At 66.8% G+C, this 13,324-nt stretch carries 15 protein-coding genes; 7 read left to right on the top strand and 8 right to left on the bottom strand.

The window, feature by feature from the left end; all coding sequences use genetic code 11:
* Window positions 1-60: 60 nt before the first annotated feature.
* Window positions 61-1,221, bottom strand: a complete 1,161-nt coding sequence (locus VXJ37_RS04790; RefSeq protein WP_331321926.1) for a substrate-binding domain-containing protein — start codon at window positions 1,219-1,221, stop codon at window positions 61-63.
* Window positions 1,222-1,266: 45 nt separating this feature from the next.
* The gene (locus tag VXJ37_RS04785) at window positions 1,267-1,749 is read right to left on the bottom strand and encodes a hypothetical protein (protein WP_331321925.1); all 483 of its coding nucleotides are present in this window, start codon (window positions 1,747-1,749) and stop codon (window positions 1,267-1,269) included.
* 220 nt (window positions 1,750-1,969) lie between these two features.
* Between VXJ37_RS04785 and VXJ37_RS04780 the strand changes: the two genes are divergently transcribed.
* Entirely contained in the window at window positions 1,970-3,031 is a 1,062-nt protein-coding gene (locus VXJ37_RS04780; RefSeq protein ID WP_331321924.1) for a LacI family DNA-binding transcriptional regulator, read from the top strand.
* A gap of 316 nt (window positions 3,032-3,347) precedes the next feature.
* A complete protein-coding gene (locus VXJ37_RS04775) occupies window positions 3,348-3,836 on the top strand; it encodes an HNH endonuclease (RefSeq protein ID WP_331321923.1) in 489 nt (162 codons plus the stop codon).
* A 21-nt stretch (window positions 3,837-3,857) separates the two neighbouring features.
* On the opposite strand, the gene VXJ37_RS04770 is transcribed toward VXJ37_RS04775, so the two are convergent.
* Window positions 3,858-4,748 carry an SDR family oxidoreductase gene (locus tag VXJ37_RS04770; RefSeq protein ID WP_331321922.1) on the bottom strand — a complete coding sequence of 297 codons (891 nt, stop codon included), beginning with the start codon at window positions 4,746-4,748 and terminating at the stop codon, window positions 3,858-3,860.
* Entirely contained in the window at window positions 4,745-5,194 is a 450-nt protein-coding gene (locus tag VXJ37_RS04765; RefSeq protein WP_331321921.1) for a nuclear transport factor 2 family protein, read from the bottom strand. Before VXJ37_RS04765 ends, VXJ37_RS04770 begins: the two co-directional genes overlap by 4 nt.
* Window positions 5,195-5,292: 98 nt before the next feature.
* Between VXJ37_RS04765 and VXJ37_RS04760 the strand changes: the two genes are divergently transcribed.
* Both VXJ37_RS04760 and VXJ37_RS04755 read left to right on the top strand, forming a co-directional pair.
* A complete protein-coding gene (locus VXJ37_RS04760) occupies window positions 5,293-5,955 on the top strand; it encodes a TetR/AcrR family transcriptional regulator (protein WP_331321920.1) in 663 nt (220 codons plus the stop codon).
* A 102-nt stretch (window positions 5,956-6,057) separates the two neighbouring features.
* Window positions 6,058-6,840, top strand: coding sequence for a GntR family transcriptional regulator (locus VXJ37_RS04755; protein WP_331321919.1), 783 nt, complete (start codon window positions 6,058-6,060; stop codon window positions 6,838-6,840).
* 46 nt (window positions 6,841-6,886) lie between these two features.
* Here the strand turns inward: VXJ37_RS04755 and VXJ37_RS04750 are convergent, their stop codons facing one another.
* Window positions 6,887-7,123: a hypothetical protein gene (locus VXJ37_RS04750; protein WP_331321918.1), complete on the bottom strand. Its 237-nt coding sequence runs from the start codon at window positions 7,121-7,123 to the stop codon at window positions 6,887-6,889.
* 192 nt (window positions 7,124-7,315) lie between these two features.
* On the bottom strand, window positions 7,316-8,446 hold the full coding sequence (locus tag VXJ37_RS04745) for an epoxide hydrolase family protein (RefSeq protein ID WP_331321917.1): 1,131 nt from the start codon (window positions 8,444-8,446) through the stop codon (window positions 7,316-7,318).
* Window positions 8,447-8,553: 107 nt separating this feature from the next.
* Between VXJ37_RS04745 and VXJ37_RS04740 the strand changes: the two genes are divergently transcribed.
* Window positions 8,554-9,231 (top strand): TetR/AcrR family transcriptional regulator, encoded by a 678-nt coding sequence (locus VXJ37_RS04740; protein WP_331321916.1) that lies wholly within the window; start codon window positions 8,554-8,556, stop codon window positions 9,229-9,231.
* Between the two features lie 88 nt (window positions 9,232-9,319).
* Here the strand turns inward: VXJ37_RS04740 and VXJ37_RS04735 are convergent, their stop codons facing one another.
* Entirely contained in the window at window positions 9,320-10,321 is a 1,002-nt protein-coding gene (locus VXJ37_RS04735) for a nucleoside hydrolase (protein ID WP_331321915.1), read from the bottom strand.
* Window positions 10,322-10,347: 26 nt separating this feature from the next.
* Window positions 10,348-11,790, bottom strand: a complete 1,443-nt coding sequence (locus VXJ37_RS04730; protein WP_331321914.1) for an MFS transporter — start codon at window positions 11,788-11,790, stop codon at window positions 10,348-10,350.
* Between the two features lie 155 nt (window positions 11,791-11,945).
* Here VXJ37_RS04730 and VXJ37_RS04725 point away from each other — a divergent pair, with 155 nt between their 5' ends.
* Window positions 11,946-12,815 carry a ribokinase gene (locus VXJ37_RS04725; protein ID WP_331321913.1) on the top strand — a complete coding sequence of 290 codons (870 nt, stop codon included), beginning with the start codon at window positions 11,946-11,948 and terminating at the stop codon, window positions 12,813-12,815.
* A 5-nt stretch (window positions 12,816-12,820) separates the two neighbouring features.
* A complete protein-coding gene (locus VXJ37_RS04720) occupies window positions 12,821-13,306 on the top strand; it encodes a GNAT family N-acetyltransferase (RefSeq protein WP_440589778.1) in 486 nt (161 codons plus the stop codon).
* Window positions 13,307-13,324 lie beyond the last annotated feature (18 nt).

Genomic DNA, 13,324 nt, shown 5'->3' with positions numbered 1-13,324 from the left:
GCGCGGGGGGGGGGGGGGGGGGGGGGGGGGGGGGGGGCCCCCCCCACCGCCGGTTTTTGGCTACTTCTTGTAGGAGTCCTGGATGTCCTTCGGGGCGTCCTCGTGGTAGACCTGCTTCCAGGCATCCAGGACGTTGGAGTGGTCAACCGGGAGGGCGCTCAGCGCCACATAGGCGGGCGCCTGCTTGCCGATAAGCGCCCCTGCCGCCAGCCGTGCTTCCGTGACACCCTGGTCGAACGGAACCTGCGCTCCAAGGCCCACGACGAGTTCGTCCTTGGCCAGGGCAATCGCGACGTTCTTGCCGAGGTCTTCCGTGGCGATTTTCAGGTCCGGCCGGCCCGCGGCCCTGGCTGCGGCCATGACGCCTTCTGCGGGGACATCCCAGACCGCCCAGATTCCGGAAAGGTCGGCGTACTTGCTGAGCATTGCGTTTGCTGCGGCCTGGGCATCACCGGCGAAGTCCGGCCCGGCAATTCCCTTTTCTTCGACGATCTTGATGTCCGGGTATTCCTTCGTAATCGTGTCCTTGAATCCCTGGTAGCGCTGCTTGGTCACGAAGAAATCGGCCTGGTGGAAGACGACGCCGATTTTTCCCTTGCCGCCGAGGGCTTTGGCCATTTGGTGGGCCGAGACCACCCCGTTGCCGTAGTTGTCGGCGGAGACAACAGAGACATAGTCTTTGCCGGCCGTCAGGCCCTGGGGGATGTTGTCCATGAAGACGAGCTTGGTTCCGGCATCCGCGACCTTCTTGTAGGCGGAGGCCGTAGCCACGGGATCCGTGGGGATGGAGACCATGATGTTCGGGCTCTGCGACATGACCGTCTCGATGTCCGAGACCTGCTTGTCCGGCTTGAAGTTCGCGTCAGTGGTGGCAATGACCTTGACCCCGAGCTTTTCAAACTCGCTCTTTAGTCCGTTGATCTGGGCGGTGGCCCAGTCGTTGCCGCCGTAGTGCATCACGATGGCAGCCTTGGCGTTGAGCGCCTTGACCTTCGCAATCTCGTCAGGAGTCAGGTCAGCTGTGGACGCCGGGGAGGGCGTCTCGCCGTTGGGGCCTTTACTCAGGACCTGTCCCTTGATCGCGTCAAGGGCCTGCTGGGCTTTGCCGGACACACCGGCGTCGGGAGCATTCGACGAGGCCGTTGTGGAACTGCTGCAGGAAGCGACGGAAAGTGACAGGGCTGCGGCAAGTGCCACAAGGGGAAGCCTGCGGATCATCATTGTTCTCCAGTGCTTGAGGGGATGGGTGTGGGTGCCTGGGGTGGTTCAGGCGAGGGCGATAGCGAGGGCCGGGGGAACCGGGGACAGGACGAGTCCTCCCGCGGCCGCGGCTGTGCGGATGGCAGTGGCCTTGTCTGAAGCTCTCAGGAGCGCCTCTGCATGTACTTTTTCGACGAAGAAGCCCAAGGAACACGGCCCGTGGTGGGCCTGAACCCACTTCACCGCCTCGTGGGCTGCCTTCGCCATGTCACCGAGTGTTTCCCGGGCCGGTCCGGGAACGGTGGACACTGAAGTGGGCTTGCCAGAGCTGTCGACGGAGACCACCAGGCTTGCCCAAAGACGATCTTCATCGAAGATTCCGACGACCGCCGATGAGTCGTCAGAGACGAACTTGCGGACAGCGGCTGCGAGGTCGCCGGGGGCTGTATCTTCCAGGAGTACTTCGAGATTTGCCCACTGGGTCTGGTCGACATTCCGAAGTCCGCCATGCGGATCGAGCGCGAGTGCGTAGACGATCTGGTCGGGCATCCCGCTCCCTTTCCTCTTTGAAGTGTTTAGCGTCGTAAGCGTTTACGAAGCGACCGTAAACGTTTACGGACATCATCGTAAACGTTTACGGAGATACGTGTCAAGCATCACATCAGCAGCGGTTTGAACGGGTGCGGAGGGCCAGCCGGACGTAAGATCAAAAAGCACGGAGCCGAGAGGCCGCGGCCGTGACCCCAAGACAGGAGTGAGTGTGGCAGGCATGACTGTTCCCCATGAGGCGAACGAGAAGCTACCGGATGCTCCATTGCGGCGCCGAAAGCCCACCATCAACGATGTTGCAGGCATGGCCGGAGTCTCCTTCGGCACAGTCTCGCGGGTACTCAATGACGCGCCGGATGTAAGCGCTGCGACCCGGCAGCGGGTCCTGCAGGTGATCAAGGACATCGGTTACCGCCGGAACCGGGCAGCCACGGCACTGGTGACCAGCCGGTCCACGTCCATAGGCATACTCTCGGACGGCTCCCCGCGGTTCGGACCCGTGGGAACGCTCATGGCCCTCGAGAACATCGCGCGCAAGAAGGGTTACGCCACGACTGTCATCAGCGTCGAGAAGCCCTACGGAGAGTCGGTCCAGGCTGCCCTGGACACCTTGGACGATACCGGCGTGGGGGGAATCATCGTGATTGCCCCGGTGGTCGATATGGCCGCAGCCGTGTGGAACGCGACCTGCCGTGTACCGGTGGAGATGATCGCCGCTGGAGCATCCTCGACTCCCAACGTCTTCACATACTCGGAAAACCAGGAGCTCGGCGCACGGCTGGCAACACAGCACCTGATAGACCTGGGCCACACCGACATTGCCCACTTCGGCGGCTCCACGGAATGGTTCGACGGCCGGGTCCGTAAGCGCGGGTGGGAGGCGGCGCTTCGCGACGCCGGCCTCCCACCGGGGCTTTACCTCGAAGGCGACTGGAGCCCTCGGTGGGCCTACGAGACTGCCCTCCAGCTCGTGCGGGAACAGAAGGTACCCCAGGCGATCTTCGCCGCAAGCGACCACACGGCTCTCGGGCTGATACGCGCTTTCGCGGAAAACGGGATCCGCGTCCCGGACGACGTGAGCGTGGTGGGCTTTGACGACATTGAAGGCTCAGACTACTTCCTGCCGCCCCTGACCACTGTGCGCCAGGACTTCACCGCCTTGGCGCTCATGAGCATGGAAGTGCTCCTTGGCGCCATGGAAGGCCGGGACGTGGACCGCACCCCAACCGCGCCCGCCCTTGTCGTACGCGACAGCACCCGCCGGGCCACCTCCCCCAAGTAAGTCCGTCCGGCGGCAACGGGCCTGCCGGCACACAGGAGCTGGGCATGGGTGATGGCGGGATTGTTGCCCAGGCTCCCCCACCCTGCGCCGCCCCAGCCGCTGCCACGACCCGCCGCGGAAGTTCGGCAAAAACTGAGCGGAACCTGGGGCTTCAGCCTGCACCCGGCCTATAGGCTTTCCTGGGCATCCGGGACAATGGACGCCGCGCGAACAAAATTTGGGGGAATCAATGCCGGAACTCGGCCGCATTTACTGGACCCGTCACGGGCTTCGTTTGGCGTACTCGGCGCTGCTGTTATGGCTCGCCGCCTCGGTGATGACGGCTCTCACGGCCAAGGCAGCACCGGTTTCCGGAGCGGGGCCATCTGTCGCCGGTGAGGTGTTGCGTGGCATGTTCGGCCGCGTCGTCTCTTCAGCTGCGCTCCCCCTTGTGGTCGTAGTCGTGCTCGGCATCGCCGCAGCCGTCGTCACCAGTCGGGATGCGCGGCGCCGCGACCCCGTGCGTCGCTTCACCCGCCAGCAGCGCCGCGAAGGGATGGCCCGCGCCAACGGCCTGTGCGAGCTGGAAGCCGGCTTCGGCCGTCGCTGCGGCCGTCCGGCGGAGGATGGCGACCACTTTTACCCGTGGTCCAAGGGCGGCTCCACCAGTCTGCAGAACTTCGTTGCCGCCTGCGCCAGATGCAACCGCGCCAAGCGGGCCAGGATCCCGTCACCTGGCCAGCAGCGCCGGTTGGAACGACGACGGCGGGAGTACCTGCCGCCGTCGTCCTCCGTCAGCGTGGGCGAACGCCAGCCGCTCCCCTAAGTAGCCAAACCGACCAGGGCCCTATGCCGGAAGCCCCTTCCCGCCGGCCTTCTCAAGGACCTGTTGCAGCCCGGTGACGGGGATGTCGGGAAACTCGTCGCGCGCCGGCCCGAACTGGAAGGCGCCAGCCCCCGATTCCTCCCAGACGCCGGCCCCTGCCACCCTGGCAAGGAACGGTGAAAACGGCCTCGCGGCCACGGACAGCAACCGCACAGCGGCGGCCGGTATCCGCTGGACGGAGCCACGCCCGTCTTGGGCGAGCAAAGCTTCCGCCAACTCATTGGCGGTGAGCGTCTGGGAGCCCCATTCGATGACGCGGTTCCGCAGCGCAGGATCGTTAAGGGCACGGACCACAAGTGCGGCCGCGTCCTGGACGGAGGTATAGGTCATGGGGGCGGAGCCGGACCCGAACACGGGGACCTTGCCCTTCGACTCAAGCGGGTCCCTCATGATCACGAGCCGCTGTTCCAGGAGCGATCCCATCCGGATGACGGTCCAGTCCATGCCGGACGAGCGGAGGGCATCCTCGGCCGCAGCCTTACAGCGCAGGTAATCGATGGGCCCGTTGAGGGCGGCGCCGTGCATTGACATCATCACCATGTGCCGCACCCCGGCTGCGGCGGCCGCATGGACCATCCGGATGGCGCCGTCGCGGTCGACCGTGCGCGGGTCCGTGTCTTTGGCACCGAATCCCGAGGCAGCGAACACCACTTCGGTGCAGCCCGCCACCGCTTCCCGGCAGTCAGGTTCGGAGCCAAGGTCGCCGCGGAAAAGTTCGACGCCGTCGCTCACCGGTGCGGCGAAGGGCTGGGAAGTGCCGCGGGCCATGATGCGGACCCGGTGGCCACCCTGCACCAGCAGCGGAACCACGGCGCGGCCAAGGCGGCCCGTGCCGCCGACGACAAGGATCATGACCGGTCACCTCCGGACGCCCCATAGGCTGCCTCCGTGACGGCTTGGTTCACGTCGCCGGAGTCCTGGTCCAGGGGTTCAAGGTAGAACTGGGCCGCTGCGATTTTGTCGCCGCGGACGGTAAGGATGGACACGCCGGCGGCGCGCTGCACGGATCCATCCGGCCGGGTGCCGCGGTTGCTCCATTCCATCCAGACTTTGCCGTCCGGCCCCGTTGCGGCGTCGTGGACGGTGAGGGCGAGGTCCGGCAGGCCGGCAAACAGTGCGGTCCAGTTCTTCCGGACCTGGGCGGACCCGGTGAAGCTGCGGGCCGGGTGGGCCGGAGTGGTGTTCCGGTAGTCCTCCGCAAACTCGGACACCATGGCTTCAAGGTCATGGCGGTTGGCCGCGGCCAGCATGCGCCGGACCGGGCCTTCGGGGACGCGCTCGATTCCTGAAGCGTCCATGATCTGCTCCTTAGTTTCCGTCGCGGGAGGCGGAGAGGCTGGTTCGCTAATTTTGATACAGTTAGCTGTATCCAACTGCTACAAGGAGTTTAAGCCCGATGGGACCGGCGGTCAACGGCGCGGAATCCCGCCCCCGCAGCTACGACTCGCGGCGCCGCCAGGAGGCGGCTGAGGAGTCCAGGAAGCGCGTGCTCGCCCACGCGCGGGCGCTGTTCCTGGCCAACGGATACGGCCGGACCACCATCGCCGCCATTGCCCGCGCGGCCGACGTCTCCAAAGAGTTGGTGTACAAGGCGTTCGGCGGCAAGCCCGGGCTGGTCCGGGCTATTTACGAGCAGAGCCTCCTGGGCGGCGGGGGCACCCCGGCGGAGGAGCGGTCGGACCGTGCACAGGCCACTGTCGAGGACCCGCACGAACTCATGGAGCAGTTCGGCCGGTTCATTTCGGAGGTCAGTCCCCTGGGCTCGCCCGTCTACCTCCTCATCAGGGACGCCGCAGCGGGCGGGGACCAGGACATGGCCGAGCTCCTGCGCGAGGTGGACGGCGAACGGTACCAACGGATGCTGCACAACGCGCGCCAGGTGCTCGCGCGGGGATTCCTGCGGCCAGGCCTCACGGCGGAGGAGGTGGCCGATGTCTTCTTCATGAGCACCTCGGCCGAACTCTACGAGACCCTGGTCCTCAAGCGCGGCTGGAGCGCAGAGCGGTTCGGCCGCTTGGCCGCCCGGACTCTCGCGGCAAACCTCCTTTCGGAGGACTGACCAACCCTTCACGCCACTTGTCCAACAAACGGGTGCAACGTGTCCTAGGCTGGAATCCCCGGGACCAACCCGGACCAACCCACGAAAAAGAGCGAGGCTAACGTGCACCAGGACGCCGCCCGGTTCCTGTCCCAGCCGGTGGCCGCCCAGCCCGGCTCGCCGCTGCGCGTGGCGGTCTACTCGCGCATCGCCGAGGCTATCCGCAATGGCCTCCTCACCCCCGGCTCCATGATCCCCACCGAGACCGAACTCGGCGCCGACATGAAAGTCAGCCGCACCGTGGTCCGCGAAGCCCTCATGCTCCTGGAGGAGGACGGCCTGATCAGGGCGAGGCGCGGCGTCGGACGCTTCGTCTCGGACACCCTCCCCCGCATCGGCATCGAACGCATCCGCCCCTTCGAGGAAGTCCTCGCCGGCCCCGGGCAGACGCTCGAGGTCAAACGCACCCAGGCCATCCGCCAAGCCGCCTCCGAGTTCGTCGCCCCCGGCATCGGCGTCGAGCCCGGCACCGACTGCTGGCTCTGGGAATCCGTCCTGATCCGCGACGGCGAGGCCATCGCCCACCTGCAGGAAAACGTCACTGCCCAGCCGGTCAGCTTCGGCAGGGGCGCCGCCGCTCCCCTTGAGATCGAGGACGACGGCGGCACCACCTTGCTGGCCGCGCTCAACAACCAACTGGGCAGGCTCGCCGGGCCCGGCGAGTGCCAGATCAGCCTCAGCCAGGTGGGTCCCAGCCGCGCGAAGTTGCTGGACCTGCGGCCTTCGGACCCGGTCCTGGTCCTCACGCAGTACGTCCGCCACGGCAACCGGCCCTTCTACCTGGCCAAGTGCCTGGTTTCGGGAAGGGCCGGGCACCTCTCCGTCATGCAGCAGTTCCAGTCGTAAAGCAACCAGACTTACCGAGGGCTAGCGGCCGCCGTCGCTCCTTGGCCTACTTTTCCCCCAGGTCGTCCGCCACGCGGCGAAGGTCCTGGACCCAGCCGGTTGAGCGGCTCGGTCCACTCACGCCGGTTTCAAAGTTCGCGAGCGCTTCCGCCATCAGTTCCAGTGCTGCCGATATGTTGGCTTTGACCCCGGGATAGCCTTCATCGGAGCGGGGGTCGGACGAAGCGGATAACAGCTGCTCCGCTCCGGACTTGATGATCAATGAGGCTTCGTACTCGTTCACAGTCGCACCCCGCGTCTTCCGGATATGGGACAGAGCGGAAACCGCCCCGACAGCCCCACCCTACCTGCAGGAAAACGTCAGCTCACCTGAGAGGACAGCGGCAGATCCCCGCACGGCTCCTGCGCGGGACCCGCCTTCTTGACCTGACCGGTTTGCTCCCGACCGGGCCGCCCAGCGTCCGCCAGGTTGGGCTTATTGGGAGGCAGCCGCGAGCTGGCTGTAGAAGCTGCAGATGTCGGCGGACATGGTCTCCGGAGATTCGTGGGCAGCGTAGTGCCCGTGTTCCGGGTAGACGGTCCAGACGGCGATGTTGCTGTGGTCTCGCTGGGCGAAGCGCCGGATTGACTGGAAGTCCCTGCCGCCCGCGGCGAGGCCGATTGGCACTGTGGTGGGGCCTTGCGGGCGTTCCTGGGACTTGGCCATTTCGTAGTAGAACCGCACAGACGAAGCCATGGTCCGGGTGAACCAATAGACAGCGACGTTGGCCACGATGAAGTCATCGTCAAGGTCCTCCCCGAAGAGCTGGCTGTTCCAGCCAAGAAGCCCGGCGGGCGAGTCGGCCAAGGCATGGGCCAGCGTCTGCGGAGACTGGGACTGCAGCTGATTGAAGGCCCCCATGTTCTGCCAGAACCAGTTCAAGTGCTCGATTGCTGCTTGTTCCTCGGACGTCAGGTCTGCGAACTCCGCGGGATCGCCGGTGGGGAAGGAAAAGAGCTGGGTGACGTGGACGCCGATGACGTGCGTGGGGTCCAGGCGCCCAACCTCCGGGGAAATGATGGACCCGCCGTCGTTCCCGACGGCTCCGTAGCGTTCGTACCCGAGCCGGCGCATGAGCTCCACCCAGGCTCTGGCCACGCGGTGCTGGTCCCAGCCCCGGTCTGTGGTGGGACCCGAGAAACCAAAGCCGGGCGTCGAGGGAACTACCACGTCGTAGCCGGCCGCCACGAGGGGCTCGATGATGTCGAGGTATTCCACGATGGAACCCGGCCAGCCATGGGTGAGGATGAGCCCGGTTGCGTCGGCCTTGCCGCTCCGGACGTGCAGGAAGTGGATCTTCTGCCCATCGATCTCAGTGATGAACTGCGGATAGCTGTTCAGCCTCGCCTCGAAGGCCCGCCAATCGAAGCCGTGGCGCCAGTGGGCGAGGAGCCGCTGCACCCGATCCAGGGGAACTCCATAATCCGCGCCGGAAGAGGGGATTTGGTCCGCCCACAACGTGCGGTCCAGCCTCCCATGAAGATCGTCCAGCTCCGACTGCGGAACGCTTACCTGAAACTGTTGGATGCTGCTGTTGCCCACGTCCGTTGCTGCTGCCTGTTCCATGACTACTGCTCCTAAGGTAAGTAGTGCCGCTTTCGCGGAACGGTTTATTCCGTTCTGATTTCAGACTAGCGGAACAAAGCGTTCCGTTCAAGTGCTAGTCTTGACCCATGAGCACTCCGCAGGATTTCCCAGCTTCAGTTGGTGACGCCGCGCGTCTCAGTGGCCGCCGGGCCCAGGCAGCCCGCAACGACGAGATAATCCTTTCTGCGGCGCGGACCGTCTTTCTGCAAAATCCGCAGGCACCAGTAGCGGCAGTAGCCACGGCCGCGGGCGTGGGCATTTCAGCCCTCTACAGGCGCTATCCGGGGAAGGAACAGCTCCTGCAAAAGCTCTGCGCGGACGGTCTTAGAACATTCATCTCCGTAGCCGAGCGGCATTCGGATGCACAGCCAGACCCCTTCACCGCGCTCAAGGAGTTCGTCCGGGGCATCGTCGATGCCGACGTCCACGCCCTGACCGTCAAGCTCGCGGGAACCTTCACGCCAACCCCGGAGCTCGGCGAACTGTCCGCCCAGGCAGGCACCCTGGGCGAGAGAATATTCAACCGCGCTTTCGAAGCGGGAACGCTGCGGGCAGATGCCGACGCCAACGATATTCCCATGATCTTTGAACAGCTCACTGCCATCCGTCTTCTTGACGACGCACGCACCGCAGCCGTCCGCCACCGCTACCTGGATGTCCTGATGGATGGACTCCGCGCCAATCCGCGCGCAGAAGCGCTCTCCGCCCCTCCCCCAAGCAGCGCGGAACTCGGGGAGCGCTGGGTGCCCAAGAAGCCCCAGTAAATCGCCCCTGACACCTCCGGACCGGTCTCCGGGTCATAAGAAGGCCCGCTCAAGTCCCTCGCGCACCAAGGTTGTGCCGGGGGTCGCGTCAGGCGACTGACCCCGCCTCGGCGAGCGCCGCCGTCGTGCCTTCGAAGTGGCCCAGCAGCGTCTCGACCAGGTGCGGCGCGAAGTCCTCCTCGAGGGACAGCACCACGCGGCACCGCGCGCCCTTCACGGGCGGGTAGCCCGAGTACAGCCCGCGCATGTCGCACACAGTCTGCCCGCGGCCCGGTCCGTCCGAGGTGTCGACGGCGGCCCGCACCACGGGTGCCAGGGCAGGCTTCACGGCCCCGACGGCGAGCGCCGCCGCCAGCGGATCGTGCATCGCGGAGCAGGGCCGGCCGTAGATGCCTTCGTAGAACCGGAAGTAGTAGCCCAGCATCTCCCCCAGCGCCCGCGGCACCGCCCCGGCAGAAGCGAGCAACTCTTGCCGGTGGGTTTCCTCCAGCACAGACGCCATGGTCACGTCCAGCGGCACCAGGGTCACGTCCCAGTCGGCGGCCAGCACCAGGGCGGCGGCCTCGGGGTCGTGCCAGATGTTCGCCTCGGCAACAGGCGTGATGTTGCCCGGCGCCAGCGCGGCACCGCCCATGATGGTCACGGACTGCACCAGGGACGGCAGCGCGGGGTCCAGCGTCAGAGCCTGGGCAAGGTTGGTGAGCGGCCCGATCGCCACCACCCGCAACTCCCCCGGGTACAGCCGTGCCAACCGCACCAGCATCTCCGCCGCGGACCCGGCAGCAAGCGAAGCATCGGATGCAGGCAGCTCAACCTCGCCCACCCCGTTGGACCCATGCACCCAGGGCGCCCCTCCGTGAAAGGAAGCAGCCAGCGGATCATGCGCGCCCAGCGCCACCGGAATATCGGCTGCACCGGCCAGCGCCAGCAGGTCCAGGGTGTTGCGGGCGCCGACGGCGGCACTGACGTTCCCGCTCACGGTCCCGATCCCGGCCACGGAGGCAAGGGGCGAGGCGAGGAGGTAGGCCAGGGCGAGGGCGTCGTCGATCCCGGTGTCGCAGTCCAGGTAGATCGGGTGGCGGGTGGTCATGGTGTCTCCTTGAAGGGGATAGAGCGTTAGAGCGTCTCGCCCTTGGGGGCGGCGACGAAGAGGCTGACGATGAACGCGGCGGCGGTGATGCCCACCGAGATCCAGAGGGCGGTGGCGTACCCGGCGGCCGTGGCCTGGGCGGCGAAGGGCGCCACGAGGACGACGCCGAGGCTCGCCCCGATGCCGAAGGACGCGCCGTTGATGCCGGGCAGCGCCGCCGGGGCCTCCTTGGGCGAGAGCAGCACCGAGAGCCCGTTGATGGCGGTGAGGAAGAGGCCGTTGTAGAAGATGCCCAGGCAGGCAACGGCAGCCAGGACGGTCACCGGCGACGTGGAGAACAGCGCAGCAACCACTGCGCACACCAGGCTCAGTCCCGTGCCGAAACGCAGGATCTTGATCCAGCCCCGCCGGTCGGCCAGCCACCCCGCCAATGGTGCGGCGAACACGCCGATCAGCGCGGCGGGGGTGAGGAACAGCAAAGCGGAAACGGACGCGGAGAGTCCGAAGCCGCCGTCGTGATCCTGGCTGAGCAGCACCACGGTGAAGTTGATGATCGCGAAGATGCCGGCGAGGGTGAGGACCGTGGTGGCGATGACCGGCCACACCTGGCGGGAGCGCAGGTGGTGCACGGCGATGAGCGGGTGGCGGCGGCGCTTCTCGATCAGCCAGAACGCGGCGAAGGAGGCCAGGGTGCCGGCCAGCAGGGCCAGGGCGGTGGGCGAGGTCCAGCCGGCGGAGGAGCCGTCGGAGACGAAGTAGGTCAGGAACACCAGGAACAGCGAGAGCGAACCGGCACCCCACCAGTCCATCGCGCCGCGGATGCCGGAAGGACGGCCGGCGGGGACCAGGCGGAGGATGCACAGGGCGGCCACCGCCGTCAGGACCAGCACCACCACGAAGATGGAGCGGAAGCCCAGGGTCTCGGCCATGAGGCCGCCCACCCAGCCGTCCACTCCCCCGATGCCGCCGTTGATGGCGGCGATGATGCCCACGGACGTGCCGAACACTTTGGCCTGCAGGTTCTCGCTGAGGACGATGTAGGCGAGCGCGAAGACGGCGCTGGAGACGCCCTGCAGGAACCGGCCGGTGACCAGCAGTTCCAGGGTGGGCGCGGTGATGCAGAGGATGGTTCCGGCGGCCATGATGCCCAGGACCAGGAGCAGCGCGGCGCGGCGGCCGATGAAGTCGCTCCACCGGCCGATCACGGGCCCGGCGATGGCGCCGGCCAGGAAGAACATGGACTGGACGGGGGCGGTGGCGTCGGCGCCCCTGCCGAAGTCCGCGGCGATCTGCGGCAGTGCCGGGGTGACCATGCTGGCGTTGAGCTGGAAGGACAGCACGCCCAGCAGCAGTGAGGAGATCAGCAGGGCGGCGCGGCGGCCGGAGAGCCTGGCTGCCTCGTCGGGAAGGACGACGGCGGCAGTTGCGTCCGCGGGCGGCGCGGCTGCCGCGGTGGTCGGGGTGTTCACATCAAACTCCTTTGTTCGTGCAGGTTTGGGGTGGACCGCTTCTCGGGGTCGCGGTCGAGTTGTTATACAACCACGTATGACTCGCTAGTACAACCATGCGCTACACTTTTTCTCCAACCGGCCGCTTAGCCGGCACCCCGCGAGAGAGACTTCCCATGAGCAATGCACTTCCTGCCGTCACCGTGGTCGGCAGCATCAACCTGGACCTGATCGCCACCGCCGGGCGCCTGCCGACGGCGGGCGAAACCATCGGCGGCGCGGTGCTGTCCGAGCAGCCCGGCGGCAAGGGCGCGAACCAGGCCGCGGCGGCTGCCCGGCTGGGTGGCCACGCCCGGATGATCGGCGCCGTGGGCGATGACGCGTCCGGGCAACGGATGTTGGACGCCCTGGCTTCTGCAGGCGTGGAAACCTCCGACGTTGCCGTCCTGCCGGAGCGGACCGGGACCGCACTGATCGTGGTGGACCGCGACGGCGAGAACCAGATTGTGGTGTGCCCGGGCGCGAACTCGCACCTGTCGCTGGACGGGGTGGAGTTCGGCCCGGAGGAGGCGGTCCTGTGCCAGCTGGAGGTGGGCCTGCCGGTGGTACTGGAGGCTGCGCGGAAGGCGCGGGGGTTCTTCGTGCTGAACGCGGCGCCGGCCATGGATCTCCCGGCGGAGATGCTCGAGCGGTGCGACCTGGTGATCGTCAACGAAAGCGAGTATGCACTGATCCCGGCCCTCGCCGACGCGAAGCTAGTGGCGGTGACGTACGGCGGGGACGGCTCGGCGATGTTCGAGCACGGGAAGAAGGTGGCCGAAGCTCCTTCTGTTGCCGTGCTGGTGGCGAACACGGTGGGTGCCGGCGACGCGTTCTGCGCCGCCCTGGTCCTGGCGCTGCGCAAAGGACTCGACTACGCCCGGGCGCTTGCCGCGGCGAATGCTGTTGGTGCTGATGCCGTAGGTGACCCGTCGTCGCAACCGGATTTGGCACAGCTGGGCCACTATGTGGAGCAGACGGCTGCCGCTTCCGGCGCTTCCTCGTGACTGTGATATTGCGGCGGGCGGTTCCGGCTGACTTCCCTGAGGTCCGCCGCATCACCCGTGACGCCTATTCCCGGGCGGGTCACTTCGCGGCCGACCACCCCTACATGAGCGTGCTGGAGAACGTGGAGCACCGTGCCGAGCATGCGCAGGTGTGGGTTGCAGAGTCCGCCGGAAAGGTGATTGCGGCGGTGACGCTGACGTTCGCCGGCCAGCCCTACAGCGAGATCGCGCGGGACCGGGAGCTGGAGTTCCGGATGCTGGCCGTGGACCCGGCGCACCAGGGCGGCGGAGTGGGCCGGGCCGTGGTGCGCGAGATCGTGGAGCACGCCCGGCGGCTGCCCGAAACCGAGGCGATCAGCATCACGAGTGCCACGTTTATGGAACGCGCCCACAATCTGTACCAGTCGTTGGGCTTCCGCCGCGCACCCGAACGGGACTGGTACGTGCCGGGCGAGGACGTGCTGCTGTGGGTGTTCACCCTGGAGCTGTAAGGACTGGGCCGGGTTCAG

Source organism: Pseudarthrobacter phenanthrenivorans (genome assembly GCF_036455295.1).
GTDB classification, from domain to species: domain Bacteria; phylum Actinomycetota; class Actinomycetes; order Actinomycetales; family Micrococcaceae; genus Arthrobacter; species Arthrobacter phenanthrenivorans_C.
This window is presented reverse-complemented; position numbering and strand designations above follow the sequence as displayed.

Bases quoted from the DNA above. Each gene is read 5' to 3' on its own strand.
- VXJ37_RS04790 (WP_331321926.1), bottom strand. From the start codon at position 1,221: ATGATGATCCGCAGGCTTCCCCTTGTGGCACTTGCCGCAGCCCTGTCA.
- VXJ37_RS04785 (WP_331321925.1), bottom strand. From the start codon at position 1,749: ATGCCCGACCAGATCGTCTACGCACTCGCGCTCGATCCGCATGGCGGA.
- VXJ37_RS04780 (WP_331321924.1), top strand. From the start codon at position 1,970: ATGACTGTTCCCCATGAGGCGAACGAGAAGCTACCGGATGCTCCATTG.
- VXJ37_RS04775 (WP_331321923.1), top strand. From the start codon at position 3,348: ATGACGGCTCTCACGGCCAAGGCAGCACCGGTTTCCGGAGCGGGGCCA.
- VXJ37_RS04770 (WP_331321922.1), bottom strand. From the start codon at position 4,748: ATGATCCTTGTCGTCGGCGGCACGGGCCGCCTTGGCCGCGCCGTGGTT.
- VXJ37_RS04765 (WP_331321921.1), bottom strand. From the start codon at position 5,194: ATGGACGCTTCAGGAATCGAGCGCGTCCCCGAAGGCCCGGTCCGGCGC.
- VXJ37_RS04760 (WP_331321920.1), top strand. From the start codon at position 5,293: ATGGGACCGGCGGTCAACGGCGCGGAATCCCGCCCCCGCAGCTACGAC.
- VXJ37_RS04745 (WP_331321917.1), bottom strand. From the start codon at position 8,446: ATGGAACAGGCAGCAGCAACGGACGTGGGCAACAGCAGCATCCAACAG.
- VXJ37_RS04740 (WP_331321916.1), top strand. From the start codon at position 8,554: ATGAGCACTCCGCAGGATTTCCCAGCTTCAGTTGGTGACGCCGCGCGT.
- VXJ37_RS04735 (WP_331321915.1), bottom strand. From the start codon at position 10,321: ATGACCACCCGCCACCCGATCTACCTGGACTGCGACACCGGGATCGAC.
- VXJ37_RS04725 (WP_331321913.1), top strand. From the start codon at position 11,946: ATGAGCAATGCACTTCCTGCCGTCACCGTGGTCGGCAGCATCAACCTG.